General features: G+C 67.7%; 29 protein-coding genes. 12 read left to right on the top strand and 17 right to left on the bottom strand.

The window, feature by feature from the left end; all coding sequences use genetic code 11:
• Window positions 1-43: 43 nt before the first annotated feature.
• Genes fliE through flgB form a run of 3 tightly spaced genes read right to left on the bottom strand, consistent with a single transcriptional unit; the run spans window position 44 to window position 1223 of the window.
• The gene (fliE, locus tag ACWPN8_RS07380; protein ID WP_109449505.1) at window positions 44-343 is read right to left on the bottom strand and encodes a flagellar hook-basal body complex protein FliE; all 300 of its coding nucleotides are present in this window, start codon (window positions 341-343) and stop codon (window positions 44-46) included.
• Window positions 344-392: 49 nt separating this feature from the next.
• Entirely contained in the window at window positions 393-803 is a 411-nt protein-coding gene (gene flgC, locus ACWPN8_RS07375) for a flagellar basal body rod protein FlgC (protein ID WP_098740091.1), read from the bottom strand.
• A gap of 48 nt (window positions 804-851) precedes the next feature.
• Window positions 852-1223, bottom strand: a complete 372-nt coding sequence (flgB, locus tag ACWPN8_RS07370) for a flagellar basal body rod protein FlgB (RefSeq protein WP_395458162.1) — start codon at window positions 1221-1223, stop codon at window positions 852-854.
• 467 nt (window positions 1224-1690) lie between these two features.
• On the opposite strand from flgB, the gene ACWPN8_RS07365 reads away from it, so the two are divergent.
• The 6 genes from ACWPN8_RS07365 to ACWPN8_RS07340 all read left to right on the top strand — a co-directional run bounded on the left by ACWPN8_RS07365 (window position 1691) and on the right by ACWPN8_RS07340 (window position 6323).
• Entirely contained in the window at window positions 1691-1864 is a 174-nt protein-coding gene (locus ACWPN8_RS07365; RefSeq protein WP_492240358.1) for a hypothetical protein, read from the top strand.
• Window positions 1861-2349 (top strand): hypothetical protein, encoded by a 489-nt coding sequence (locus ACWPN8_RS07360; protein WP_492240357.1) that lies wholly within the window; start codon window positions 1861-1863, stop codon window positions 2347-2349. Before ACWPN8_RS07365 ends, ACWPN8_RS07360 begins: the two co-directional genes overlap by 4 nt.
• Before the next feature lie 22 nt (window positions 2350-2371).
• A complete protein-coding gene (locus ACWPN8_RS07355; RefSeq protein ID WP_492240356.1) occupies window positions 2372-2713 on the top strand; it encodes a FliO/MopB family protein in 342 nt (113 codons plus the stop codon).
• Window positions 2714-2721: 8 nt separating this feature from the next.
• Window positions 2722-3498, top strand: coding sequence for a flagellar type III secretion system pore protein FliP (fliP, locus tag ACWPN8_RS07350; protein ID WP_492240355.1), 777 nt, complete (start codon window positions 2722-2724; stop codon window positions 3496-3498).
• A gap of 222 nt (window positions 3499-3720) precedes the next feature.
• On the top strand, window positions 3721-5619 hold the full coding sequence (locus tag ACWPN8_RS07345; protein ID WP_109449515.1) for a potassium transporter Kup: 1899 nt from the start codon (window positions 3721-3723) through the stop codon (window positions 5617-5619).
• A 158-nt stretch (window positions 5620-5777) separates the two neighbouring features.
• Window positions 5778-6323, top strand: coding sequence for a fasciclin domain-containing protein (locus ACWPN8_RS07340; RefSeq protein ID WP_109449518.1), 546 nt, complete (start codon window positions 5778-5780; stop codon window positions 6321-6323).
• Between the two features lie 54 nt (window positions 6324-6377).
• Here ACWPN8_RS07340 and ACWPN8_RS07335 read toward each other — a convergent pair whose 3' ends face one another.
• From ACWPN8_RS07335 to ACWPN8_RS07315, 5 genes are all read right to left on the bottom strand, one after another.
• Window positions 6378-9974: a tetratricopeptide repeat protein gene (locus tag ACWPN8_RS07335; protein ID WP_492240354.1), complete on the bottom strand. Its 3597-nt coding sequence runs from the start codon at window positions 9972-9974 to the stop codon at window positions 6378-6380.
• Between the two features lies 1 nt (window position 9975).
• Window positions 9976-10713 carry an OmpA/MotB family protein gene (locus tag ACWPN8_RS07330; protein WP_492240353.1) on the bottom strand — a complete coding sequence of 246 codons (738 nt, stop codon included), beginning with the start codon at window positions 10711-10713 and terminating at the stop codon, window positions 9976-9978.
• Window positions 10710-11480: a hypothetical protein gene (locus ACWPN8_RS07325; protein WP_247873330.1), complete on the bottom strand. Its 771-nt coding sequence runs from the start codon at window positions 11478-11480 to the stop codon at window positions 10710-10712. The genes ACWPN8_RS07330 and ACWPN8_RS07325 overlap by 4 nt, the downstream gene beginning before the upstream one ends.
• 85 nt (window positions 11481-11565) lie before the next feature.
• Window positions 11566-12273 carry a protein phosphatase CheZ gene (locus ACWPN8_RS07320; RefSeq protein WP_109451966.1) on the bottom strand — a complete coding sequence of 236 codons (708 nt, stop codon included), beginning with the start codon at window positions 12271-12273 and terminating at the stop codon, window positions 11566-11568.
• 294 nt (window positions 12274-12567) lie between these two features.
• Window positions 12568-12696, bottom strand: a complete 129-nt coding sequence (locus tag ACWPN8_RS07315; RefSeq protein WP_492240352.1) for a hypothetical protein — start codon at window positions 12694-12696, stop codon at window positions 12568-12570.
• 363 nt (window positions 12697-13059) lie between these two features.
• Between ACWPN8_RS07315 and ACWPN8_RS07310 the strand changes: the two genes are divergently transcribed.
• The gene (locus tag ACWPN8_RS07310) at window positions 13060-14091 is read left to right on the top strand and encodes a patatin-like phospholipase family protein (protein WP_492240351.1); all 1032 of its coding nucleotides are present in this window, start codon (window positions 13060-13062) and stop codon (window positions 14089-14091) included.
• Window positions 14092-14224: 133 nt separating this feature from the next.
• Window positions 14225-15805: a matrixin family metalloprotease gene (locus ACWPN8_RS07305; protein WP_492240350.1), complete on the top strand. Its 1581-nt coding sequence runs from the start codon at window positions 14225-14227 to the stop codon at window positions 15803-15805.
• Window positions 15806-15835: 30 nt separating this feature from the next.
• Here the strand turns inward: ACWPN8_RS07305 and ACWPN8_RS07300 are convergent, their stop codons facing one another.
• Window positions 15836-16819, bottom strand: coding sequence for an SAM-dependent methyltransferase (locus ACWPN8_RS07300; protein WP_492240349.1), 984 nt, complete (start codon window positions 16817-16819; stop codon window positions 15836-15838).
• 209 nt (window positions 16820-17028) lie between these two features.
• Here ACWPN8_RS07300 and ACWPN8_RS07295 point away from each other — a divergent pair, with 209 nt between their 5' ends.
• The 3 genes from ACWPN8_RS07295 (at window position 17029) to ACWPN8_RS07285 (ending at window position 18139) form a co-directional block, all read left to right on the top strand.
• Window positions 17029-17322 carry a (2Fe-2S)-binding protein gene (locus ACWPN8_RS07295; RefSeq protein ID WP_109451972.1) on the top strand — a complete coding sequence of 98 codons (294 nt, stop codon included), beginning with the start codon at window positions 17029-17031 and terminating at the stop codon, window positions 17320-17322.
• Window positions 17323-17543: 221 nt separating this feature from the next.
• Window positions 17544-17813 (top strand): hypothetical protein, encoded by a 270-nt coding sequence (locus tag ACWPN8_RS07290; RefSeq protein WP_492240348.1) that lies wholly within the window; start codon window positions 17544-17546, stop codon window positions 17811-17813.
• Between the two features lie 20 nt (window positions 17814-17833).
• Window positions 17834-18139: a hypothetical protein gene (locus tag ACWPN8_RS07285; RefSeq protein ID WP_098740106.1), complete on the top strand. Its 306-nt coding sequence runs from the start codon at window positions 17834-17836 to the stop codon at window positions 18137-18139.
• Between the two features lie 81 nt (window positions 18140-18220).
• Here the strand turns inward: ACWPN8_RS07285 and era are convergent, their stop codons facing one another.
• The 8 genes from era to rpoZ all read right to left on the bottom strand — a co-directional run bounded on the left by era (window position 18221) and on the right by rpoZ (window position 25539).
• Complete coding sequence (gene era, locus ACWPN8_RS07280; protein ID WP_109453340.1) at window positions 18221-19126, bottom strand: GTPase Era; 906 nt, start codon at window positions 19124-19126, stop codon at window positions 18221-18223.
• Window positions 19127-19376: 250 nt separating this feature from the next.
• The gene (gene rnc, locus ACWPN8_RS07275) at window positions 19377-20162 is read right to left on the bottom strand and encodes a ribonuclease III (protein ID WP_492240347.1); all 786 of its coding nucleotides are present in this window, start codon (window positions 20160-20162) and stop codon (window positions 19377-19379) included.
• A complete protein-coding gene (lepB, locus tag ACWPN8_RS07270) occupies window positions 20163-20930 on the bottom strand; it encodes a signal peptidase I (protein WP_492240346.1) in 768 nt (255 codons plus the stop codon). It abuts the gene before it with no gap.
• Window positions 20927-21412 (bottom strand): holo-ACP synthase, encoded by a 486-nt coding sequence (acpS, locus tag ACWPN8_RS07265; protein WP_492240345.1) that lies wholly within the window; start codon window positions 21410-21412, stop codon window positions 20927-20929. Before acpS ends, lepB begins: the two co-directional genes overlap by 4 nt.
• Window positions 21409-22158, bottom strand: coding sequence for a pyridoxine 5'-phosphate synthase (locus ACWPN8_RS07260; RefSeq protein ID WP_109451980.1), 750 nt, complete (start codon window positions 22156-22158; stop codon window positions 21409-21411). Before ACWPN8_RS07260 ends, acpS begins: the two co-directional genes overlap by 4 nt.
• Window positions 22159-22337: 179 nt before the next feature.
• Window positions 22338-22718 (bottom strand): c-type cytochrome, encoded by a 381-nt coding sequence (locus ACWPN8_RS07255; RefSeq protein WP_492240344.1) that lies wholly within the window; start codon window positions 22716-22718, stop codon window positions 22338-22340.
• 72 nt (window positions 22719-22790) lie between these two features.
• The gene (locus tag ACWPN8_RS07250; protein WP_492240343.1) at window positions 22791-24950 is read right to left on the bottom strand and encodes a RelA/SpoT family protein; all 2160 of its coding nucleotides are present in this window, start codon (window positions 24948-24950) and stop codon (window positions 22791-22793) included.
• Window positions 24951-25104: 154 nt separating this feature from the next.
• Window positions 25105-25539: a DNA-directed RNA polymerase subunit omega gene (rpoZ, locus tag ACWPN8_RS07245; protein ID WP_098740113.1), complete on the bottom strand. Its 435-nt coding sequence runs from the start codon at window positions 25537-25539 to the stop codon at window positions 25105-25107.
• A gap of 306 nt (window positions 25540-25845) precedes the next feature.
• Between rpoZ and ACWPN8_RS07240 the strand changes: the two genes are divergently transcribed.
• On the top strand, window positions 25846-26448 hold the full coding sequence (locus tag ACWPN8_RS07240; RefSeq protein WP_109453342.1) for a LabA-like NYN domain-containing protein: 603 nt from the start codon (window positions 25846-25848) through the stop codon (window positions 26446-26448).
• Window positions 26449-26485: the final 37 nt, after the last annotated feature.

The following is a 26485-nucleotide window of genomic DNA, read 5'->3' as shown; positions in this document are numbered from 1 at the left end:
CTGCAAGCTGGGCATGACGGCGGCTGGGACCGGGCGCAGGCCGTCACATCGGCATGCGCAGGATTTCCTGGTAGGCGTTCAGCACCTTGTCGCGCACGGCGGTGACGGTCTGCAACGTCACCTCGGCGTTGGTCACCGCCTGGACGACGTCGTTCAGGTCGGCCTTGCCGACGGCCGCCATCGCCGAGATGTCCTCGCTCTTCCTCAGGGTGCCGATGCTCTCCTTGGCCGCCTGCTCCAGCACGTCGCCGAAGGAGGCGCCGTCGCGCGCGGGCATGCCGGGGCCGGTCGTCTTGGCGGCGGTGGTGGCATAGGCCGCGGCGGCGTTCAGCGGATTGATCATGGCGGCGGTTCCGGTCGGTCAGGAGGGTTTGCGGCTGAGCAGGCGAAAATCAGGTGCGGAGAAGGTCGAGCGTGCGGGTCAGCATCTGGCGCGCGGTGTCGATGGCCGACAGGTTGGCTTCGTAGCTGCGCTGGGCCTCGCGCATGTCCATCGCCTCCACCACCGAATTGACGTTGGGCATCAGGACATAGCCGTCGGCGTCGGCCGACGGGTGCGACGGGTCGTACTTGCGCTGGAAGTCGCTCTTGTCCACATCGACCTTGGCGACGCGGACCTTGTCGACGTCCATCGCCCGGTCCAGCTCGTTCTTGAAGATGACGGTCTTGCGGCGATAGGGCAGATCGCCGGGCGTCTCGGCGGTGGTGTTGGCGTTGGCCAGATTCTCCGAGATGACCTTCAGGCGCGTGCCCTGCGCCTTCATGCCCGAGGCGGACACCGCCATCGACTTGTAGAGATCCATCGCACCGCCTCCTCAAAACCCGGCCGGAAAGATCGGCCGGAATGACGCTCAGCTGCCCGAGCGGATCGCCGACTTGATCATCGCCACCTGCTTCTTATACAGGTTCGTGATGGTCTGGTAATCCATCGAACTCTGGCTCATCCGCATCATCTGGTCTTCCAGCACGACGTTGTTGCCGTCCGGCGCCGTCTCGTACGGATCGCGCACCTTCTGTTCCTGGGCCATGCCGCCGGCGCCGCGGGTGCCGGCCAGATGGGACGCGTTGGTCGCCACCGGGGTCAGCCGCCGGCTGTCGCTCAGCGCGTCGCGGAAGCTGAAGGGCTTGAGGTCCCGGCTCTTGTATTCGGGCGTGTCGGCGTTGGCGATGTTCTGCGACAGGACTTCCTGGCGTTGGGTCAGCCAGTCCATCTTGCGCGACATCAGTTTGAAGAGTCCGAGATTTCCGAGGTCCATCGCCCTGATCCCGCCACCAATACCGCCGCCGATCCCGCCGAATGCCGCCCTGACGGCGGCGTCCGGCAAGGATATCGCCATGGAGTGCAATGGTCGCCCGTTTGCGTTAACGAAGGATGAATCCTTACCTGCGAGAATCGGCCGGGACAACCGCCTTTACAGTTCGTTAAGCCTACCGGTCCAGGATGCGGCGCAGGAAGGACCCCCTGACCAAGGCCGCCTGTTGTCCGCGCAAGCCCGCCCTCCCGCCCCGTCGCCTGCCGGCCCGACTGCCGGCAAGAGGCAGCCTGCCGCCCGGCGCCCGGCGCAACGCCCGGTCGCGGTGGCGCTGAAGTACGAGCTGGGCACCGAGAGCCTGCCGCGGATCGTGGCCACCGGCAAGGGCACGGTGGCGGAACAGAATCCTGGAGGTCGCCTTCGCCAACGGCGTGAAGGTGCGCGAGGACGCCGATCTGGTCGAAATCCTGTCCGCCATCGAGGTCGACAGCGACATTCCGGTCGAAGCCATCGCCGCGGTGGCCGAAATCCTGGCCTATGTCTACCGCGCCAACGGCACCCTGCCGCCGGAGCCGCGATCCGAAGAGAGTCCGGAGGAGGACAAGCCGTGACCCGTCCGCCATCCATGCCGCCATCCGCCCTTTCGCCCTCCCCCGCTCCTCCCGGTCCAGACGGCACCGAGTCGGCAGCCGGCATCGCGCAACGGGCGGCAGCGCTGGGCGCCACGCTCGACGACGCGCGGGCGCAGGCGGAGGCCGGCGTCCTGATCGATCTCGCCGGGCTGGAGGACCGCGTCGCCCATCTCTGCCTTGCCGCGGAGACGCTGCCGCGGGGCGAGGCGCGCACGCTGCTCGGCCCGCTCGGCGATTTGGTTGCGGCGCTGGGTCCGCTCGCCGCCGCCCTGACCGACCAGCAGAAAGGACGCGAGGAGGCCGTCTCCGCCGCACTGGCCGGCCGCGACGATCCGCACACCGCCCGCCAGCGCGCGGCGGCCGCCTATGGCCGCAGCGCCGGCCCGGCCGGATCCGGTCTGGCGGATCCCGGCCTGACAGATACCGGCCTGACAGATACCGGCCTGGCCGACGACACGCCCTGACCAGAGAAAGCCTGCCGTTTCCATGGATCTCGACCAGTATATCAAATTCCTGATGGCGCTCGTCTTCGTCGTGGCGCTGATCATGGTCGTCGCCTGGGTGATGCGCCGGGTCGGCATGGCCGGCGGAACGGTGCGCGGACGCGCCCGCCAGCGCCGGCTGAGCGTGGTGGAGGCCCTGCCGATCGACGCCAAGCGGCGGCTGGTCCTGGTCCGCCGCGACGACCGCGAGCATCTGATCCTGCTGGGCGCCAACGGCGACCTGCTGGTCGACAGCACGCCGGCGGGCGGGTTCGACAGCGCGCTCGCCGGGGCGGAGGCCGCACCGGGCGACACCCCCCGCCCGGCGGGGAGCGATCCGCGATGAGGCTGGCCATGCTCCGCCGTCTCCGGTCCTGCTGGAAGCCGGCCGCCGCCGGGCTGGCGCTGGCGCTCGCCGTCGGCGTGGCGCTGGGCCTGAGCGCCGGGCCGGCGCTGGCGCAGAGCCTGACCTTCGACCTGGGCGACGCCGGCGGCACCGCCACCGGCCGCATCGTCCAGACCATCGGGCTGATCACGGTGCTGTCGCTGGCGCCGTCGATCCTAATCATGATGACGGCCTTCACCCGCATCGTCATCGTGCTGTCCTTCCTGCGCAACGCGCTGGGCGTGCAGCAGGTGCCGCCGACCACGGTGATGATGTCGCTGGCGCTGTTTCTGACCTTCTTCGTCATGGCCCCGGTGTTCGAGCGCAGCTACGCCCAGGGCATCCAGCCGCTGATGAATCAGGAAATCGACGAGATGGAGGCGTTCCGCCGCACGATGGCGCCGCTCCGCGATTTCATGCTGCACCACACCGCCGAGAAGGACCTGCGCCTGTTCATGGACATGGCCCGCATCCAGTCGGTGCCGGAGGCGAACGACATGCCCCTGCATGTGCTGGTCCCGGCCTTCATGATTTCCGAGATCAAGCGCGGCTTCGAGATCGGCTTCCTGCTGTTCCTGCCCTTCCTGATCATCGACATGGTGGTGTCGTCGATCCTGATGTCGATGGGCATGATGATGCTGCCGCCGACCATGGTGGCGATTCCGTTCAAGATCATCTTCTTCGTGCTGGTCGACGGGTGGTATCTGATCGCCGGCTCGCTTGCCCGCAGTTTCGGAACGCTCTGAGGCGACACGCACAGCGGGAAAAGTCCTGCGCACTTCGTCGCATCCCCCCGGCGCCGGAGGGGCCGCGCAAGCACGCTCTGGCGTCGGGCGCCGTAAACGCGTATGAGGAAAGGCGATGCGCGTTTACGGCGGGATGGGCGGCCCGGCGACCATCGCCGCCACCACGGGCGCCATCGAACGGGCGTTTTGAACGACGGACCAACTTCGGACCGCAATCACTGCATGACTGATACCGCTTTGAAGGCCGCGCAGCCCGACACCGGCAAGCTCGCGACGCTGACCCTCGGTGCCCTGGGCGTCGTCTTCGGCGACATCGGCACCAGCCCGCTCTACACGCTGCGCGAATGCTTCGGCGGCGAGCATGGGCTGCCGCTGACCCACGACAACGTGCTGGGCATCATGTCGCTGGTGTTCTGGGCACTGGTGATGGTCGTCACCGTCAAATATGTGGGCTTCGTCATGCGGGCCGACAACAAGGGCGAGGGAGGCATCCTCTCCCTGCTGGCGCTGGCGTCGAAGACGCGGCCCGACGCCTCGGGCCGGCTGACCGTGCTGACGGCGCTGGGGCTGTTCGGTGCCGCGCTGTTCTACGGCGACGGCATGATCACCCCGGCGATGTCCGTGCTGTCCGCGGTGGAAGGCCTGGGCGTGGCCGAGCCGGCGCTGGAATCGGCGGTGGTGCCGCTGACCGTCGCCATCGTGATCGCCCTGTTCGCCATCCAGAGCCACGGCACCTCGCGCGTCGGGGCGCTGTTCGGTCCGATCATGCTGGCCTGGTTCGCCACGCTGGGCGTCCTCGGTCTGCTGGAGGTGATCGAGCAGCCGAGCGTGCTGGTCGCCTTCAACCCGCTCTACGCCATCTCCTTCTTCGCCGACCACGGCATCGCCGGTTTCCTGGTGCTGGGTGCCGTGGTGCTGGCGGTGACCGGCGGCGAGGCGCTCTATGCCGACATGGGCCATTTCGGCCGCCGCCCCATCCAGGTGGCCTGGCTGGCGGTGGTGCTGCCGGCGCTGCTGCTGAACTATCTGGGCCAGTGCGCGCTGCTGCTGAACGACCCGACGGCGGTGCGCAGCCCATTCTACCTGCTGGCGCCGGATTGGGCGCTCTATCCGCTGATCGGCCTGTCCACCGCCGCCGCCGTCATCGCCAGCCAGGCGGTCATTTCCGGCGTGTTCTCGCTGACCCGGCAGGCGGTGCAGCTCGGGCTCTGCCCGCGTCTCGACATCCGCCACACCTCCAACGAGGAGGAAGGGCAGATCTACATCCCCCGCGCCAACTGGGGCCTGCTGGCCGCGGTGCTGGGCCTCGTCCTGGTGTTCCAGTCCTCCAGCCGCCTCGCCGCCGCCTACGGCATCGCGGTGACCGGCGACATGATCATCACCACCAGCCTGTTCCTGGTGGTGGCCCGCCGCCGCTGGAACTGGAGCCTGCCGGTCTGTTTCGGGGTCGGCGCCGCCTTCCTGACGGTGGAGGTCTCCTTCTTCGCCGCCAATGCGGTGAAGATCCCCCATGGCGGCTGGGTGCCGCTGGTGATCGCCTGCGTCACGCTGGGCCTGATGTCCACCTGGCGCCGCGGCCGCGCGGTGCTGACCAAGCGGCTGGCCGAGGAATCGCTGCCGCTCGACGCCTTCATCCAGCGGCAGGCGAAGAAGGGCGACATCCATCGGGTGAAGGGCACGGCGGTCTTCATGACCTCCAGCTCCAACACCGTGCCGATCGCCCTGCTGCACAATTTGAAGCACAATCAGGTCCTGCACGAGCGCGTCGTCTTCGTCACCGTGGTGGTGGACGACGTGCCGCGCGTCCCGGCCAAGGACCGCGTGCTGGTCGAGGGGCTGGCCGACGGCTTCTACCGCATCACGGTGCGCTACGGCTTCTCGCAGGAGCCGAATATTCCCAAGGCCCTGCGCCTGTGCAAGGCGTTCGGGCTGGAGTTCGACGTGATGGCGACCTCCTTCTTCCTGGGCCGGGAGACGCTGATCCCGCAGATGAACTCCCAGATGGCGCTGTGGCGGGAGAAGCTGTTCGTGGTGATGTCGCGCACCTCGGTCAGCGCCACCGATTTCTTCAAGCTGCCGCCCAACCGCGTGGTGGAACTCGGCACGCAGGTACAGCTGTAGCCGGTTGAAGGACGGCTGGGCACGACCGAAGACTTACCTCCTTCGCTCTCGCGGAAATCGCCGCCACCAACAGAAAAAATGGTGATCTGAGCGAAAGAAGCCTCCGTATCGGTGTTGTGTCCGCGGGAAGCGGACCTTCACCGATAAGAGGAAATGCTATGAAGAAGGTTGCCACCGTGGCGATCGCCACCCTTCTTTTTGCCGGCTGCGCCAATGCCGCCATGGAAAAGATGGTCGGGGGCGCGCCGATGTACCCCAGCAAGACCATCGTGGAGAACGCATCCCAGTCGAAGGACCACACCACCCTCGTCGCCGCCGTGAAGGCCGCCGGGCTGGTCGACACGCTGAACGGCAAGGGCCCCTTCACCGTCTTCGCCCCGACCAACGAGGCCTTCGCCGCACTGCCCGCCGGCACCGTCGACACGCTGCTGAAGCCTGAGAACAAGGGCCAGCTGACCAAGGTGCTGACCTACCACGTCATTCCGGGCAAGCTGGACGCCAAGGACCTCGTGGCGGACATCAAGAAGGGCAACGGCAAGGCGATGCTGAAGACGGTGGAAGGCATGCCGCTGACTTTCACCCAGTCCGGCGATGCCGTGATGGTCGCCGACGCGTCGGGCAACACCGCCCGCGTCACCATCGCCGACGTCCAGCAGTCCAACGGCGTCGTCCATGTCATCGACAAGGTTCTACTGCCGAAGTAACCGCAGGAATGCGGGCGGCGGCGGGCGGCGTTTTCCGCCCGGCATTCCGCCGATTTAAGAGGTCGGCTTGTCCGCGGATTGCTTGCCGCCGCGATACTGCTTCAAAAACTTCTTGAACATATCCACTTCCGCGACGCGGGAGCGGATCGTGCCGACGTCGATCAGGCCCATCGCCTGTTCGGGGCGGGTCAGAATGCGGAAGGCATCCTCGTTCGGCCCGCCCTTCATCGACCCTTCAAAATCCTTTTTCAGCAGGTTGAGCCCGTTGCCGTCGCCGGCCAGCGCCAGCGCGACGGCACGGTTCAGCACGAGCTGCGACATGTTGGGATCGAGCGGCTTGCCCGGTGCTGGCGGCGCTCCGATCACCTTGTTCAGCGCCAGCGCCGCCGCATCCCACTTCTGCCCCTTCCAGGCGATGTCGACGCGCAGCAGATTGGCGTTGGTGCTGTCGTCCTGGGCCAGAATCTGCATCGCCTCGTCGCCGCGGTTCAATTCCGCCAGCGCCTTGGCCTGCATCAGCCGCCGCTCCGCCGCCAGATCGGCCGGCAGCCCGGCGACGTTCGACAGTTCCAGCGCCTTCAACGCCTCTTCCGGCTTGTTGTCGAGCAGCCGGACCGAGGCCAGCCGGGTGCCGACCCGCGCCTTGTCGAGCCCGGACAGGCGGTATTCGACCTGATGCTGCAGCAGGTCGGCGGCGCGGTTCAGCAGGTCGATGGAAATCAGCCGTTCCGCCAGTTGCCGGATGATCTCGTCGCCGGCCTCGCCCACCGGGGTCAGCTCGCGGAACTGGTCGTAGAGCTGCATGGCGTCCAGCGTGGGCAGGCGCTGCGCCCCGTCCTTGTAGAGGTCGGCGAAGATGCGCGACATCTCCTTGGTGATCGCCTCGGCCCGCGGCGTGTCGGCGACCAGGGCAGCCGTCTCCTTCATCGTGTTGAAGCCCTTGGCATATTCACCGCCGGCGATCAGCACCTCGCCCATGCGCGAGCGGATCTGCATCTCCAGATCGTCGCCGCGCCAGGTGAAGGTCAAGCCGGCCAGCTGCTCCGCCGCCGCGGTCGGCGACATCTTGCCTTCCGACAGCTCCAGATTGGTCAGCGCCAGCCCGGCCTTGGCACGGTAGAAGCGGTCGTAGCTGTTGTAGGCGGCGGTCAGCTGCTGGCGTGCCTGATCGATCTCGCCGGTCTGGGCATAGAGCAGGCCGCGCAGATACTGGGTCTGCGGGTTCTCCTCCTGATCCGGGCCGCCATGCTCGATGACGCGGTCGAACAGCCGCTTGGCGGTCGCGGTGTCGCGCGTTTCCAGCGCCGCCTCCGCCGCCCGCAGCCCGAGCTTGCCCAGCATCGGATCGGGATAGCTGTTCAGGATCTGGCCCGACGCCTTGAAGCCGGCCATCGCCTTGGGCCAGTCGCGGCGGTCCGCGGCGATGGCGGCGCGCCACAGATTGGCTTCCGGATTGCCGGCGAGCGAGGGGATCGACAGGTCGGCCTCGCCGCCGTCGAGATCGCCGGTCAGCACGCGGGCGGCGCCGCGCAAGGCCCGGAACTCCGGCCAGCCTTCCAGGTCGGGCTGGTTCTGTTGCAGCACGTCCAGCAGGCCGAGCGTCTCCTGCCCGAACCCGTTGGCGAAATAGAAGCGGGCGAGATCGAGCTGCGCCTTCGGCCGCTCCGATTCCGGCGCGTTGACGACGGCGAGCTGGAGGTCCTGCCGCGCCTCGGTGAAATGGTCGAGCTCGCCGCGCTTCCAGGCCGGCAGGTTGAACAGCCGGCGCCCCTGCATCTGGGCGGGCGTTTGGGCGGGCTGGACCTTGGGCGGCTCCATGGCGGCGGACGACCCGCCGGCCGGTGGCGCCGGCATCGGCGCGGCGGCCAGCTGCGCCGGAACCGGCTGCGGAGCGGCCGACGGCGGGACGGCGGCGGGCGGCGGCGGTGACGCCGCGTTGCCGGAATCGGCGGTGGGCGAGATGTGCAGGCCGCCGGCGGTGGTCAGCTCCACCCCCTCCTTGATCGCCCGCACCGTCACATTGTCGGAGATCGGCCGCACCACCACGCCCTGGTAGGAGGCCATGACCTCAAGGTCCGGATAGCGGTGGGGTTCGGGCACCCCCTGCCCCGGGCTGGGAAGCGGAACGACCTGGATGCGGTCGCCGACGTCCGGGTCGGCGAACTGCACGACGTTGGCCGCATCGGGGGCCCGCACCAGCAGCCGGGCGCCCAGCAGGAAATCGGGGTCCGGCTCGACCCGCAGGTCGCCGGTGCTGCCCATGTTGGCGGGGCGGGCGGAGGACAGGATGCGCCATGTGGTGCCCTGCCGCTCCACCGTCGGCCACACCATCGGGCCGATCTTGGTGCGGAAGACGCTGCCGCCGGTCGCCGGCACCGGCTCCACCGCGCCCATCAGCTCGGCGCCGGGACCGCTGAGCTTGCCGGCGCCGATCGGCATCGGCCGGTCGAAGGCGATGTAGAGCTGTCCCGCCCGCGGATAGACCGCGATGGAGGCAGGGCCGCCGGTGTCGAAGGTCAGCACCGGCCCCTTCGGCCCCGCCGCCAGCTGGGCCTTCGCATCGGCAGCAGCCGCCGGAGCCGCCTTGGCCTCGGCCGGCGGAGCGGCAGGAGCCGGGTTGGCGGCAGTGTTGGCCGCGGCGGCGTTCGCGGCGACGGCCGACCGGCCGGAGGTGGCCGACGCCACGGTGGGGGCGTCCTTGCCGCCCTCCTTGGCTACGTCCTTCGCCGGTGCAGGCTGGCTGGCGCCCTGGTTGCCGCTGGCGCCCTGGCTGCCCGGCCCGGCCGGCGTCCCTTGGGAGCCCGAAGCGGGCGCAACGGCTGCCGGAGCGGCGCCGTCGCTCTTCAGGCCGGCGCGCGATCCCGGATTGCCGACGGTCAGCACCATCGACTTGCCCGACGCGCTGTCGCTCACCTCGGCGTCCTGCGGCACGGCGAGCGTGACCGCCAGCGAGCCGTCGGGCTGGCGGTAGGATTCAATGTTGCGGATGTTGCGCAGCGGTGCCTTGGGCAGGGCCGACAGGTCGGCGGTGCCGCCCTTGTCGAAGGCGACGGTCACCGCGGCGCCGTCGCGGGTCACCTTGTAGCCGACCGGGGCCGGCCAATCGAAGGTCAGGCGGCTCCGGTCGGGCTGGTCGCCCCCCTGCACCCGCAGCCGGCCGGCGGACGGCACCGGCTTCGCGGCATCCGCCTTCGCGGGGGCCGGCGGCGCGGGCTCGGCATTGGCATTGGCCTGCTGCGGGGCGGCGCCCGCCGCCGCGGGCGACAGGTCGATGGCGACGGCATTGCCGTTGCGGAAGCTCTTCAGCGAAACCGGGCGCTTCAGGTCGAAGGACACCGTCTTTCCATCGGCCTCCACCCGCCCGGCGGCGAGATAGTCGGGCAGCGCCCGCACCAGCCGGTCGACCGGGGCGTCGATGGGTTCGGTGAAGGCGATGACCAGCCGGTCGCCCTCGACCGCCGCGGTGAAATCGACCTTGCCCGGCCAGTCGAAGACCAGACGGCCGAAATCCTTGTGGGTGCCGCCGCGCACCGGCACGCTGGCGGCATCGGCCGGCAGGGTGGAGAGCAGGACCGGCACGGCAAGCAGCGCCACCGCGGCGGCACAGCCGCGCAGCCAGCGCTTCCGTCGATAGCCCGAGCCGTCCGTCACCTCAATCCGCTCCTTCCTCGCGCACCACGATGTCGACCGGCAGGCGCCCCCCGCCGCCCGACACATCGCCGGCAATCCCTGCCCCAATCCCTACCCCGTCCACCGGCATCATCACCGCCCGCGCCACCAGATCGCGGCGATAGCCGGTCTCGCGCAGGGCGGCGGAGACGGCGACCGCCCGCGTCAGCGCCCGTTCCCAGGCGACGCCGCCGGTCGTGTCCTCATGCTCCGCATGGCCGACCAGCTCGATGCGGTTGCCGATGCGGCCGATGACGGCACCCAGCAGGAACAGCACCCGCCGCCCCTCCTCGGTGAAGGCGGCACCGGTGGGGTCGAACATCCGCTCTCCCGGCAGGCGGATGACCACCCGGTCATCTTCGCGCCGGACATCGACCACCGCCAGCTCCGCGTTCGACCGCAGCTGGCTTCCCAGCAAGGCGGCCAGATAATGCAGGTCGATGGCCGCCCTCGCCTCCACCGCCATGGCGTTGAAGGCGGCGCCGGGATCGGCCGGCCGGTCCGACGGGGTCGTCGCGGTCGAGCGCGCGGCCGGGATCGACTCCGACACGCCCTTCGCCAGACGGGTCCAGCGCTCCGCCTCCGGCTCGCTCATCGAATACATCAGCACGAAGAAGGCGAGCATGAGTGAGATCAGGTCTGTGAAGCTGATCAGCCACAGCGTCTTGCGCTGGGCGCCGCCATCGTCCGCCCTGCCGGCGATCCGGGGAACGCGGATCATTTCCGCACCTCGGCTTTCGCCGGTGCCGTATTCGCAGGGACGGTATTGGTCGGTGTGGTGGGCTTCGCCGGTGCCGCCTTCGCGACCGGACGGGCCGCCCCGTCCTCGTCCCAGCGCAGGGAGAACAGCAGCCGCACCCCGCCGGGCTCGCCGCGTTCGATACCGACGGTGACGTTGCGGGCCGGCGCCCCATCCTCGACCAGGGCGCGGGCCAGCACGCCGGCACGGGCGACCGGCCCCGGCGGCTGGCTGGGCGTTCCCGTCGGGCCGATGCCGAGCAGCGCGTCCAACTCCACCCGCTCGCCCTGGCGCGACTGGCGGAGCGCGTCGGCGATGCGGTCGATCAGCCCCTGCCGGTCCGGCCGCAGGGTCATGGTGCCGGGAACGAACAAATCGTCGGCGGGCAGGCGCACCTCCAGCAGCTGGCCGGGGGCGACCACCTCCACCTTGGAGACCGCGACCGCGGTGGCGAACAGGGTGCCGACATCCTCCAGCCGCTGCACGGCGAAGACGGTCCCGGCGCGCGAGGCCACCGGTTCGGATCCGTCGCGCAGGCGCGGATCGATGACGAAGCTGGGGAAGGTCCGCTCCAGCGAGGCGGCGACCGCCTTGACCTTCTGCACCGTCTGCACCGAATGGGCGTTCAGCACGATGAAGAAGACCAGGAGCAGCAGGAACAGCGACAGCAGAAGCAGGATGCTGCCGTTGTTCGGATTGGCATGGCTGCCCGAACCGCCGGCGCGCCCGGCCCGCAGCAGCAACGGCAATCCGGCGCCTCCCGCCCCTGGGGCGATGCCCTGGGCCGTGTGCCCGCCGCCGGGCCTGCTGATGGGGGAGCCGGGCAGCATGGCGTCAGTCGAAACTGGCCAGCAGACGGTCGATCTCGTCCTGGTCCATGGCGTTGCCCGGCAGCTGCGGGCCATGCAGAAGCTGCTGATCGGCCTCCGCCGCGCTCATCGGCTCGAAATGCACGGCGGCCTCCGCCTCCTCCGCCGCCAGCTTCGCCAGCCGCGGGGCGTGGTTCTGCCGCACCTCGCTGCCGAAGGCGGCGACGATCATGTCCACCTTCGATTCGATGTGCTTCAGCGTGCGCACCACCTTGCTGATGCGCTGGCCGGTAATGTCCTGGAAGTTGCAGGCCTCGTAGATCGCGGTGATCTGGTCGTTCAGCTTGGCCGAGGTGCCGGCATCCGTCTGTCCGGCGACGGCGCCGATGGCGTCGCAGGCGTCGAAGATGGCGAAGGTCGCCTTTTCCGTCGCGCCGATCACCGCGTCCAGCTCGTCCGTCGCGGTGCGGATGTGTTCGTCGCGGATTTCGGCCGGCTGGAGCGCAGCGATCTCCTGCTTGGCCGTCTCGATGTACTTGGCGAGGTCCACCACCTCCTTGTACAGGCGCAGGTCGGTGGCGGAGATGTCGCCGTCCATGCTGCCCAGGATGTTGCGGACGATGTCCGTCACCTCGTCGCGCGACAGCGGCTGTGCGGCTTCCGCGAAGGCGGTGTCGAGGCGCTGTCTCAGGAGCTTCTGTTCCGTCACGGCGGATTGGGCGGAGAAGGTCATCGGGCGTGTCCAGCGAGAGGGGCAAGGCCTTGGCGGAAAGTGCCGGAACCTCCCCGGTTCGCGCCCTCCGGCGAGCGCACCGTCGGTGCCTTCCACGGCGGAGGTTCGATGCTCCGACCGCTTGTGGCGCCCAACCGTCCAAGGAACTGTCCGAGCCGACAAAGCCTAGGGCGCGAGGGTTAAGAGCCCGTAAAGATGACCCCGCCAAGGGTCCTGACACCGTGCCCGAGTTGCCCGCGCATCACACTGTGGCCGGCGCAACCGCATGGGTGCCGGCCTCGCCGGCGGCGTGGTTCAGAACAGGCTGGCGGCAGCCGGCGCACCGAGGAGCGCGATCAGGGCCAGCACGGTGACGGCAACCAGCCGCTCCATCGGCGACCAGCGCTTCCAGTCTTTTCTGAAGCTTTTCAGTTCGTCGGCCATGACAAACCTTCCGGGGTTCGGGAACTACACTGCAACGCAACGAAACTGCATCCCGGGCAGTTGACGCATGGTTAAAATCACCCGGCACCACGACAATGCTCGACCAGTGGCACAGAATTGCCACAGTCATGCCCAGCCAACCTCTGATCCAGGTCAAACATCGGCCAAATTTTCGACATTTCCCATCTCGCGGGTGGCGATGCCGTCGTCTCCGGCGGCGTGCCACTTCCGGCCGCTTCCGAAACCGGGCGGTAATGCCTAGATGATAAGCTCTAGATCAAGCCTCCGATGCCGGAGGCATCCAGCCTCCGATGCCCGGGGGCATCTGGCCCCCGACACCGGGGGCGCCGACGGGAGATGCGGATGGCGAAGGGAACCGACCTGAAGATCGGGCTTGCGCTGGGCAGCGGTGCGGCGCGCGGCTGGGCGCACATCGGCGTCCTGCGCGCACTGGAGGAGATCGGGATCAAGCCCGACATTATCTGCGGCACCTCGATCGGCGCCGCGGTGGGGGCCGCCTATCTGACAGACCAGCTCGACGAGCTTCAGGCCTGGGCGCAGAAGATGGGCTGGCTCGGCATGCTGGGCATCATCGACCTCACCTTCCGCCGCGGCGGTCTGGTGGCGGCCGAGAAGGCGTTCGGCCGCTTCGACAACGAGCGCAGCAACGTCCTGATCGAAAAGCTGCCGATGCCCTTCGCCACCGTCGCCACCGACCTGTCGACGGGGCGCGAGATGTGGCTGCGCGACGGCCCGCTGATGTCGGCGGTGATGGCCTCGGCCGCCATGCCCGGCCTGTTCCCCGCGGTGCGGCGCGACCATCACCTGCTGGTGGACGGCGCCCTGGTCAATCCGGTGCCGGTCTCGCTCTGCCGGGCGCTGGGGGCCGACATCGTGGTCGCGGTCAACCTGAACAGCGAGCTGTCGCCGCTGGGCCGGCCGACCGGCCGCACCGCCGGCAAGGGGCTGACCGGGAAAGGGCTTGGCGGCAAGGGAATCGGCGGCAACACGGTCGCGGTCAAGGCGCCGGAACCGGTGGTGGCGGGCGGCGACGCCGGTTCCCCCGCCTTGTCCCACCTGACCAGCCAGATCTCGACATGGCTCGGCCGCAAGCCCAGCCGGCGCACCCAGTTCCTGGCCGACCAGATCGACGACGCCCATGCCCACAAGCATATGCCCAACGCGCTGGAGGTGATGGCCGGCTCCATCGACATCATGCAGGACCGCATCACCCGGTCCCGTCTGGCCGGCGAACCGCCCGACGTGCTGATCGCGCCGCGGCTGGCCCATATCGGCATCCTGGAGTTCGACCGCGCCGCCGAGGCGGTGGAGATCGGCCATGCCGCCGCCTCCATGCTGCGCCCCTCCATCGAACTGGCCCTGCGCCGCGCCTGACCGGTTGCGCTGGAGGCTGTTCCCGTCTTCCGTATCAGCCATATATCCCTCGTGTCTCGGCGTTCGTCCGGGCCATGTCCCCGCCTGCCCTTCCCTGTTTGCCCCTCCCCGATCACCGCGAGAGCCAGCGTCCATGAGCCAGTCTGCGCCGTCCGACACCGTCGCCACCCTGCTCGCCAGCGGAACACCGCATTGGGGCAACAACGGCACGGTGCTGGACGGCGGCTCCGTCGGCGCCGCCGCCACCGTCACCTATGGCTTCCTGACCAGCGCGCGGCAGGTCTCCTCCGCCAACTCCACCGGTTTCGCCGCCATGAGCACGGCCCAGCGCGCCGCCGTCCGGCAGGCGCTGGCGGCCTGGAGCGCGGTCGCCAACGTCACCTTCGTGGAGATTTCCGACGCCGCGAGCGCGGCGGTCGCCTTCGGGACCAACCGGCAGCGCGGCCAGTCGGCGGCCTACGCCTATTATCCCTCCACCGGCATCCAGGGCGGACAGGTGTTCCTGGCCAACGACAGCGCCGGGAACACCAACCCGACGTCGGGCAGCTACAGCTACATGACCGTCATCCACGAGATCGGCCATGCGCTGGGGCTGAAGCATCCCGGCAACTACAACGCCGGCACCGACGACGGAACGGAGGGGCCCTATCTGCCGGCGGCGACGGACAATTATGCGTTCAGCATCATGTCCTACAACGAGAACGCCGCGCTGCCGTCGGGGACCTACCTGACCGGCCCCAGCCTCTACGACATCGCCGCGATCCAGTATCTCTACGGCGCCAACATGGCGACCGGGGCCGGCGACACCGGCTATGCGCTGAACACCGCCAGCTTCACCACCCTGTGGGACCCCACCGGCCACAACAGCCTGAACGGTGCCGCCCAGACGGCCGACCTGTCGCTGGATTTGCGCAGCGGCCAGTTCAGCAGCGCCGGCGGCACGACCTTCCTGGCTCTGGCCTATGGCACCAGGGTGCAGCTGGCGACCGGCGGCAGCGGGAACGACAGCTTCACCGTCAACGATCTGGGCAACGTCATCGACGGCGGCGCCGGGACCGACACCGTGGTGCTCAGCGGACGCCGTGCGCAGTACCGCGTCCAGTCGCTGGACGCCGGCCGCTACATCGTCAGCGGCGCCGACGGCAACGACCTGCTGACCAACATCGACTATCTGCGCTTCGCCGACGGCAGCACCGCCCTGTCGTCGATGGTGTCCGGCAGTTTCGACGCGCTGCGCTACGTCGCCTCCAACAGCGACCTGATCGCAGCACTCGGCACCAACGCCGCGGCGGCGACCCAGCATCTGATCGGTGCCGGCGTCTATGAGGGCCGCAGCCTGACCGGCTTCGATCCCTACAATTATCTGGCCGGCTATGGCGACCTGCTGACCAGCTTCGGCAGCGACGTCGCCGCCGCCACCCGCCATTACATCGAGGCCGGCAACCGCGAGGGCCGCAGCTCCACCCTGTTCGACACGCTGTCCTACGAGGCCAGCAACCCCGACCTGATCGCCGCCTTCGGCGACAACCGCGAAGCGGTGGAACTGCATTACATCGTCAGCGGCCGGCTGGAGGGCCGTTCGCTGACCCGCTTCAACGCCGCCGCCTATCTGGCGGCGAACCCGGACGTCCGCACCGCCGTCGGCGGCAACCTGACCGCCGCCAAGCAGCATTACGTCAGCTATGGCTATGCCGAGGGGCGGGCGCTGGCCTGAGCCCAGTACTGGCTCTTATTTTGCCGGCCCTTATTTCGCCGGCCAGATCCAGGTCAGCTCGTGCTTGTTGTGGTGGAGGTGGAGCACCCGGCCGCCGGGGATCTCCGCGAAGGCGCGGGCGGTCTCATGGTCGGTGTCCGCCTGGAACTTCAGCGTGCAGACGAAGCGCTTGGCCAGCCCGCTGTCCATCCACTCCTTCACCAGCCGCAGCAGGCGGGTCGGATAGCAGATCACGTCGCAGCACAGCCAATCGACCGGACCGACCGTCGCCGGCTTCAGGCCGAAGGCGCTCTCCTGGCGGATCTCCACCCGCGGCAGGGCGGCGATGGCCGGATCGAGCGGCGCCTTGTCGACGCTGACCACCGACGCCCCCAGCTCGTGCAGCACCCAGGTCCAGCCGCCGGGACAGGCGCCGAGGTCGAGACAGCGGTCGCCCGGTCCCGGCTGCTCGCCGAACAGGGTCAGCGCCTCCCACAGCTTCAGATAGGCCCGGTTGGGCGGCGCCGTGCGGTTCTCGACGAAGGTCACCTCGCCGTTGCGGAAGGGGCTGGAACAGTGCGCCGCGGCGATGATGGTGGACTCGTCCACCAGCGTCCAGGAGCCCAGCGGCGCCGTCGGCAGGGGCGACGGGAAGACCACCGGCTTGGCCGACACATGCGGCAGGTTTTCCTGGATCAGGGCGGCGCGGCGGTGATGGCGCTGCGACCACAGCGCCCAATTGCGCTGGATGCCGCGCAGAGCCTTTGCCCCGCCCTTGATCGAAGGGAAGTCGATGCGGACCGGGTCGTACCAGATGTTCTGCGCCCAGGCCGCCGGCCGGGCCGGACCGTCGACGAAGACCAGCCGGCCGTCGACCGATGCGACATCCCCCAGTTCCGCCACCAGATCGTCGAGGAAGCCGTCCGCCGCCAGATAGATGGTCTGGCCAAGCGGGGTCACCACCGCGCCGGGAATGGCTTTCGGGTCGGTGCCGGGGGCATTCGGGGAGGCGGTTTTGGGGGTGCTGTCGTCCATGCCCCACGGGCTACCGCTGCCGGCCGTCGAATGCAAGCGCAAGGATGCGGCTCACCCCTTTCGGCGTGACGCGAAGGGGGCTGTGACAAAGCGTCTCGAAACTTCTTATATGCGATTGGCTCGCAATTGCTGCATTGACAACGATTCTCACTCTCAGCTATTGCTGGGCTCAGGACACCTCATCCGAAACCGATTTTCGCCGAGGGCTTATGTTCGTCTGCATCTGCCACGCGTTGAACGATAAGAAGGTCAAGGCTGCGCTCGATCAGGGCGCCACGACCCCGGCCTCGGTGTTCCGCCATCACAATTGCCAGGTCCAGTGCGGCAAATGCGTTCCGACCATGCGCAGCATGGCCAGCGAACACCGCGCTATCTTCGCACAGCAGGCCGCCGCTGCCGCAGCCGTCGTGGCGACGCCGGCCGCCGCCCCCTGCTGCGGCTCCGTCTTGCCTGAGCCGGCCAATGCCGAGGCCGTCCCCGCCTATGCCGTCGCGGCCGAGTGAACACGCACGCATAGGATCAGGACCGCGCTCCCGCCAGGTCTACCACTTCCGACTTTCTGCTGAATAACAGGTCTACAACCTCGCCTTAAGGCTGCGACAGATTGCGCGCCGACTATGATTTTTGGGCGAATTGACCCGACAGCGGCATTCCGGCACAAAAGCGTCACCAAAACAAAAGAACGTCGTCAAAATGACGGCGTATAAAAACAGGAACGGGCCGGATGAAACCGGCCATGGAGGAAACGCAATCCAACCAGGATGACTTCCTTGGCCACCGGGTTTGCCTTGTCCTTGATGGGCTTGGCGGCCCGGCGGGATTTGGATTCGGACAGGTATTCCGCAACTGCGAAATCGCACCGCGAAAACCGGGCGGCATCTCCCAAACGGGCTGTGCCGACTGCGCTTCCGGCGTGTTTTCGTCATGTCGGCGCGGGGATATCTTTCCATCCGGCCGAGAGGTCAAAAGCGCCAAGAAGTCAAAAAACGGTTGAGGATCAAAGGAGGACACTTCATGAGCCGCCGCAACCGGCAAGCTTTCGACACGTTGAGCCGTGATCTGGTGCTGCGCGCCACCGACCGCATGGAAACCCTGCGATCGATGGTGGAGCGCGCGGACAGCAACCGGCGCGAGACGTGGGAACGCACGCTCGACCGTCTCCGCGGCCTGAACAATCGCGCCATCGCCCGCATCGAGGCCGCCCACATGGCCGATGACGACGCATGGCCCTTCGCCCGCGCCCAGGCCGATCAGGCGATGATGGACCTGATGCGCGCGCTCGACGATTTCGACGGCCATCTGCGCCTGATCGCCGCCTGACGAAACCGCTCAACGGCGGACAAATGAAAAGGCCCTCTCCCGCAGGAGAGGGCCTTTTTCATGGGGCGGGACGCCACGAGGTCAGGACGCTCCGAAATCGAGGCCCCAGGCCGAGTAGCGTTCCGGATCGTCGACCCAGCCCTCGCGCACCTTCACGAACAGGATCAGGTGGACGCGGCGTTCCAGCATGTGCGTCAGCTCGGAGCGCGCGGCCGATCCCAGCGCCTTGATCCGCTGGCCGCCCTTGCCCAGCACGATGGCCTTCTGGCTTTCGCGCTGCACGAAGATGACCTGCGAGATCTTGACCGAGCCGTCGTCGAACTCCTCCCACACCTCGGTCTCGACCGTGGCGGAATAGGGAAGCTCCTGGTGAAGCTGGAGGAACAGCTTCTCGCGGGTGATCTCCGCCGCCAGCAGGCGCATCGGCATGTCGGAGATCTGGTCCTCCGGGAAATGCCACGGCCCTTCCGGCAGACGGTCGGCCAGGAACTGCTTCAGATGGGCGACGCCGTCCTCGGTGAAGGCCGACACCATGAAGATGTCGGAGAAGATGCCCTCCTGCCGGAAGGCGTCGGCGATGCCCAGCAGGACGTCGCGCTTCACCAGATCGATCTTGTTCAGGATCAGGATGGCTTCGCGCCCCTGTTCCTTCAGCCGGGCGACGATGCTGCGAGTGTCCTCGTCGATGGAGCGGCGCGACACGTCGTAGAGCACGCCGATCACGTCGGCATCCTCCGCCCCCTGCCAGGCAGCCGCCACCATGGCGCGGTCCAACCGGCGCTTCGGCTTGAAGATGCCGGGGGTGTCGACGAAGATCATCTGGGCATCGCCCTGGATGGTGATGCCGAGCACGCGGGTGCGGGTGGTCTGCACCTTCGGGCTGACGATCGACACCTTGCTGCCGATCATCGCGTTCAGCAGCGTCGACTTGCCGGCATTCGGCGCACCGACCAGCGCGATGAAGCCGCAGCGCGGATGGTCCGGCATCGTCGGCAACGGCGGCAGGACGGAGATGGGCTGCCCGCGCGGGGCGTCCTCATCGTCGTCGTAGTCGTCGTCCTCGTATTCGCCGTCCTCTTCGTCGTCGAAGTCGCCCTCTTCGGCGGCATCCTCACCCTCGAGGCCGGCGTCTTCGAGCGCCTCGTCGTCCGGCACGGGTTCCCCCACGGGCTCCGGAGTCGGCTCCGCAGCTTCGGAACCGGGCTGGATCTTCGTCTTGTCGATGTCGTCGCGACCGTCAGTCATCGACTTGCACTCCCACCTGGCGCAGCAACGCGCTGGCCGCCTTCTTTTCCGCGATGCGCTTCGAGGAGCCGGAACCGGAGACCGGCTCCATCCCCTCGACATGCACCGCAACCACGAACAGCGGCTCGTGCGCCGGGCCGCTGCGTTCGATCTGTTCATAGCGTGGCAGCGGCTTGCCGCGGCCCTGCGCCCATTCCTGCAACGTCGTCTTGCTGTCCAGCGGCGGCGGCGTCGCCTTGTCGATCTCGCCGGCCAGAGCCTGGCGGACGAAGCGCGTCACCGGCTCCAGCCCGCCATCGAGATACATGGCGCCCAGCACCGCTTCGCAGGCGTCGCCCAGGATGGTGCGGTTCTCCCGCCCGCCGCTCTGCGCCTCCGCCGGCGACAGGCGCAGATAGGCGCCCAGCCCGATGGCGTCGGCGACGCGGCCCAGCGATTCCCGGCGCACCAGCGCGGCATGCCGTTTGGCCAGCGCGCCCTCGCGTTCGTTCGGATAGCGTTCGAGCAGCCATTGCGCGACGACCAGCCCGACGACGCGGTCGCCCAGGAACTCCAGCCGCTCATAGGCGATGCCCGGCCCCTTGTGCCCCTTGCGGCCGACCCGCTCCAGCCCCATCAGGCTGGGGTGGGTGACGGCATCGTGCAGGAGCGACGGGTCGGAAAACTCATACCCCAGCGCCTGCGCAAGGCTGGCGACGTCCGCGGACCGGGCGGCGCCATCGGGCTGGATGTCGGAGCCGGCGCCCGGATCGGCGGGCGCCTTGGTGACGGTGGACACTTACCGGACTCCGTTGAACAGACGGCTGAAGCGCAGGTCGACCGGCCAGCGCCAGATTTCGTAGAAGCGCGTGCCCTCGTCGAGCGAGAAGAACAGGAATTCGGCCCGGCCGACCATGTTTTCGATGGGGACGAACCCGACCTGCGACGGCACGCGGCTGTCGAGCGAGTTGTCGCGGTTGTCGCCCATCATGAAGAGATGGCCGGGCGGCACCTTGAACACCGGCGTGTTGTCGAGCGGGCCGTTGTCCAATTCCTCGATGATGCGGTGGGTGCGGCCGTTGGGCAGCGTTTCGAGGAACTGCGCCGTGCGGATGCTGCGGCCCAGCGAATCCGTGGTCACGTAATCCTCGATCCGCTCCCGCTTCACCGGCTGGCCGTTGATGTGCAGGATGCCGCCGATCATCTGGACGGTGTCGCCCGGCAGGCCGATCACCCGCTTGATGTAGTCGGTCTTGTTGTCGCGCGGCAGCTTGAACACCGCCACGTCGCCCCGCTCCGGCTCGGAGCCGAGGATGCGGCCCTCGAACAGCGGCAGGCCGAAGCCGACCGTGTATTTGCTGTAGCCGTAGCTGAACTTCGACACGAACAGGTAATCGCCGATCAGCAGCGTCGGGATCATCGAGCCCGACGGGATGTTGAACGGCTCGAAGGCGAAGGTCCGCACGCCGAAGGCGATCAGCACGGCGAAGATCACCGTCTTGACGGTTTCGGCGAACCCGGATTCCTTGGCTTTGGCAGTGGGCGCCGTTTCTTTCTGAAAGGTCATTCTGGGGTCGCCGTTTCGGTGGGCGTTGTGGACGAATTGGGGACGGACTGGACAGGCTCGGCGCTGATGACGACGAACGCTTCCGCCATCGGGTATTCGTCGGTCAGCGTCACATGGATTTTCGCGCGCATGCCCGGCGGCGTGATCGCCTCCAGCCGGGCCAGCGCGCCGCCGGTCAACCGCATCGTCGGCTGGCCGGACGGCAGGTTGACCACCCCCATGTCGCGCCAGAAGACGCCGTCGCGGAAGCCGGTGCCCAGCGCCTTGGAACAGGCCTCCTTGGCGGCGAAGCGCTTGGCGTAGGTGGAGGCCCGCGCGTTGTTCTTCGCGGCGGAGCCGGCGCGGCGCTCGGACTTGGCCTGCTCGACATCGGTGAAGATGCGGTCGATGAAGCGCTGTCCGAAGCGTTCCAGCGACTTCTCGACCCGCCGGATGTCGATCAGGTCGTTGCCGATGCCGAGGATGGTGCCGGATATCGTCATGCCGGCAGTCCGGCGGCGCGCGCCCTGTCCATCGCCTTGCGCATGCGGGCGATGGAGTTGGTCAGCCCGACGAAGATCGCCTCGCCGATCAGGAAATGGCCGATGTTCAGCTCCACGATGGTCTGGATCGCCGCCACGGGGCCGACGGTGTCGTAGCTCAGGCCGTGGCCGGCATGGCATTCCAGCCCGATCGCCTCGGCATGGGCGGCGGCGCGGACGATGCGCGCCAGTTCCGCCTCGCGCTCCGCCGGGCTGTGGGCGTCGCAATAGGCGCCGGTGTGCAGTTCCACCACCGGGGCGCCGAGGCGCTTGGCGGCGTCGAGCTGCGCCGGCTCCGGATCGATGAACAGCGAGACGCGGATGCCGGCGGCACCCAGTTCGCCGACCGGGCGGACCAGATGGTCGTACTGGCCGATCACGTCCAGCCCGCCCTCGGTCGTCACCTCCGTGCGCTTTTCCGGGACGAGGCAGGCGGCGTGCGGCTTGTGGCGGAGCGCGATGCCCAGCATCTCGCCGGTCGCCGCCATCTCGAAGTTCAGCGGACGGTCGATCTCGGCCATCAGCCGTTCGATGTCGCGATCCACGATGTGGCGGCGGTCCTCGCGCAGATGGGCGGTGATCCCGTCGGCACCGGCCTCGATGGCCAGCTTCGCCGCGCGCACCGGATCGGGATGCGCCCCGCCGCGTGCGTTGCGGACGGTCGCCACATGGTCGATGTTCACGCCGAGGCGGAGAGGACGGGACATGCAAGGACTCCAAAGCGCCGCGGCCCGCCGGAACGGGCGGGAGCGATTCCGTCTATATAGCGGTGCGTCCGCCATCCGTCACGCCGAACCGACCGACGCAATCGCGGATGACAGGGAATTTACCGTCTCCGCCCCCTGCCCGACCGAATGGCCGGACCGGCGATCCCGGCGGATTGTCCTTATTTCGACCGTTGGATCAGGCCGTTCATGTGGTCGTTCAGATCGCGGAAGTCCTTGACGGTCCAGGCGTGCGGCGGGAGCCGGTAGCCGTTCTCCTTCAGTGTCTTCGGGATCAGATCGCCGTTTGGCCGCAGGATGACCGACGACACGATGACGCCGGGATAGTCCGCCAATCGCTTCCTGAAGGCCGCCGTCGTCAGATCGGGGGTCGGAGGGTTGCTCTTGTGCGCCAACGGACCGGAGCCTTTCGCATCCGTCCCGTGGCACATGGCGCATCTCTCCACGAACAACCTCTCGCCGTTGTCCGCACTGGCCCCATGAAGTGGAGACAGGCAGACGGCAGCAACCGAAACCGGCAGGAGCAGCCTGGCGAGCCGCATGTCCTGTTCTCCCATCGCGCACCTTCATGGTGCGTCTTTGTGGTGCGACCCTGCTCCGTGCCGTCGGGAGCGTCACCGCCCCCGCGCCCGCTCCACCGAATGGATGGCCGGGGTGGCGCGCAGGGCGGCCATGATGTTGGTCAGGTGCTTGGCATCCTTCACGTCGATGTCGATCAGCAGCTCGAAATAATCGGTGCTGCGGTTCGTGATCTTCTGATGGATGACGTTGCCCTGATTCTTGCCGATCACCGTGAACAGCGTGCCGAGCGAGCCCTGTTCGTTGGCGATGACGACGCTGATGCGGCCGACATGCTCCTCCGGCGAATCCGGGCCGGTCTCCCACGACACGTCGATCCAGCGTTCCGGCAATTCATGGAAGCTTTCCAGCGTCTCGCAATCGATGGTGTGGATCGTCACGCCCTTGCCGGTGGTGACGATGCCGACGATGCGGTCGCCCGGCAGCGGGTGGCAGCAGCGGGCGTAATGGACCGCCATGCCCGGGATCAGCCCGCGGATCGGCAGCGCCAATTCCTTGCGGGCCTTGGCCTTGGGCTTCGGCGCGCTCTCTTCCAGCTCGCGGACGGCGGGAGCGGTCTGGGCCTTGTGGCCGGGGAAGACGGCGTGGAAGACTTCGCGGACCGAATGCAGGCCGGAGCCGACACCGGCCATCAGGTCGTCCACCGTCGGCTGCTGGAAGATCTTGGTGGCGGCCTCCAGCGCCTTTTCGGTGAACTCGTAGCCTTCCGACTTGAACTGCCGCATCAGCATGCCGCGGCCCAGTTCCATATACTGGGCGCGCTGCTGGGTGCGCAGGAACTTGCGGATGCGGGCGCGCGCCTTGCCGGTGACGACGAAGCGCTCCCAGCCGGGAACCGGCGTCTGCGCCTTCGACGTGACGATGTCGACCTGATCGCCGTTCTGCAGCTGGGTGCGCAGCGGCAACATGCGGCCGTTGATCTTCGCCCCGACGCAATGGTCGCCGACCTGCGAGTGCACGGCATAGGCGAAGTCGACCGGCGTCGCCCCGCGCGGCAGCGCGATCAGGTCGCCCTTCGGCGTGAAGCAGAACACCTGGTCCTGGAACAGCTCAAGCTTGGTGTGCTCCAGGAACTCTTCCGGCTTCTGCGCATGCTCCAGGATGTCCAGCAGCTCGCGCAGCCAGCGGTATTCGCCGCCGGTCGGGCGCGGCTGGTGGTCCTGCTTGTAGGCCCAGTGGGCGGCCACGCCCAGCTCGGCGATCTCGTGCATGTCCTGGGTGCGGATCTGCACCTCGATCCGGTTGCGGCCGGGACCGATCACGCCGGTGTGCAGGCTGCGGTAGCCGTTGGGCTTGGGCGTGGAGATGTAGTCCTTGAAGCGCCCGGGCACGACCGGATAATGGGCGTGCACGATGCCCAGCGCCTGATAGCATTCACCGACCGAGCCGACCGTGATGCGGAAGGCCATGATGTCGGACAGCTGCTCGAAGCTGACATTCTTGCGCTGGAGCTTGCGCCAGATCGAATAGGCCGACTTCTCGCGCCCCGACACCGACACGTCGGGCAGACCTTCGGAGGCCAGCAGCTCGCGCAGTTCGGTGATGATGGTCTGGACGCGGTTCTCGCCCTCGCTGCGCAGGCGGGCCAGCTGGGCCAGTATGCTGTCGCGCGCGTCGGGGTTCAGTTCGGCGAAGGCAAGATCGTCCAGCTCGTCCTTGATCTTGTGCATGCCGATGCGTTCGGCCAAGGGCGAATAGATCTCGATGGTCTCGCGGGCGATGCGGCGGCGCTTTTCCGGCTTCTTCAGGTGGAACAGCGTGCGCATGTTGTGAAGCCGGTCGGCCAGCTTCACCAGCAGGACGCGGATGTCCTCCGACATGGCGATGACCAGCTTGCGGAAATTCTCCGCCTGCTTGGCCTGCTCGCTGTTCAGCTCCAGCCGCGACAGCTTGGTGACGCCGTCGACCAGACGGGCGATCTCCTTGCCGAACACCCGCTCGATGTCTTCGAGCGTGGCGACGGTGTCCTCGACCGTGTCGTGAAGCAGCGCCGTGGCGATGGTGCCGGCGTCCAGCTTCATCTGGGTGAGGATGCCGGCGACCTCCAGCGGGTGGAGGAAGTAGGGATCGCCAGACGCGCGCGTCTGCGACCCGTGCGCCTTCATCGAAAAGACGTAGGCACGGTTGAGCAGATCCTCGTCGGCGGAGGGATCATACGCCTTGACGCGCTCGACAAGCTCGTACTGCCGGATCATGCGGCCCGACCCGGCGCACGCGGCGCCTCAAATGTGTTCGTGGCGGTTCTCAGGGCGGTCCTGCAAGAACCGAAGGAGAGCAGGACGCCCTCCTGTTTTTTGTTCGGCGAGGGGGCGTTGCGCCCCCTCCGGGTCCTGCGGTCGTTGTCCAGGATCAGAGGTCTCCGTCGGGATCCTCGGTCATGGCGAAGCCGGCGCCCGGCTCCGCATCCATGTCGGCGGCGACGTCGTCTTCCTCGGTCAGCTCTTCGCCGTCGCTCTCGCTCATGCCGTCTTCGTCGCCCAGCGAGTTGTTGCCGCGGGCGGCCCAGTCATTCTCGCCGGCCATCAGCTCGACGATCTCTTCCTCGGGCTCGTCCGGCTCAACATGCTTCTGGTGGCCCTTGATCAGGGCGTTCTTCAGATACTCCAGCGACACCGTCTCGTCCGCGATCTCGCGCAGCGCCACGACCGGATTCTTGTCGTTGTCGCGGTCGATCGACAGCGGGGCGCCGCTCGCGACTTCGCGGGCGCGCTGGGCAGCCATCATGACCAGCTCGAAACGGTTCGGAACCTTCAGGACGCAATCTTCAACGGTAACGCGGGCCATGCCAGACGAACTCCGGATTCAGAGGAGGCTCTAGACTATATGGATGTGGCCCGATAGGTGCAAGCGCGAACGACAGCGCTGCTGCATTGCGTCAGGGGAACACATCCGTCCAATCTCAATATCTATCCGGCCCGATGCCTGGAAACAGTCGGCAAACCCTGCCTCTTGTATGTCTGCCGGCAATACACTAGATTTCAAAATTGGAACGCGAGCTTTTGCGCATGTTCCAATACATTTTCAACAAGCAGCGATGGAAGGATCCTTGCATTGGACCGAAATTCGACTTTGCCGCGTGATGTCAGCAAGTTGTTTTACAAAGAAGAGCGTCTCGCACTTTTTATCGATGGCGCCAACCTCTACGCCGCAGCGCGTTCACTCGGCTTCGATATTGATTACAAAAGGTTGCGTGACGGCTTCGCCGGGGAAGGCCGGCTTGTGCGCGCCTTCTATTACACGGCCCTCGTCGAGGACCAGGAATACTCCCCGATCCGTCCGCTGGTCGATTGGCTGGACTACAACGGCTACACCATGGTGACCAAGCCGACCAAGGAGTTCACCGACGCATCGGGCCGGCGCAAGATCAAGGGCAACATGGACATCGAGCTGGCCATCGACGTGATGGAGATGGCCGAGCATGTCGACCACATCCTGCTGTTCTCCGGCGACGGCGACTTCCGCCGGCTGGTGGAGGCCGTGCAGCGCAAGGGCGTCCGCATCAGCGTCGTCAGCACCGTCCGCTCGCAGCCGCCGATGGTCGCCGACGAGTTGCGGCGGCAGGCCGACAACTTCATCGAGTTGCAGGAGCTGGCACCCTTCATCGCCCGCACCCACCATCACCGCGATCAGATGCCCTCCCACCATGACCAGCAGGGCGGGCCGACCATGTACGATCCCGATGACCGGGGCTGACGGCCAGGCTTACGGCACGGGTCGGAAAGCAACGAAA

This window comes from Azospirillum sp. UENF 112521 (genome assembly GCF_058780665.1).
This window is presented reverse-complemented; position numbering and strand designations above follow the sequence as displayed.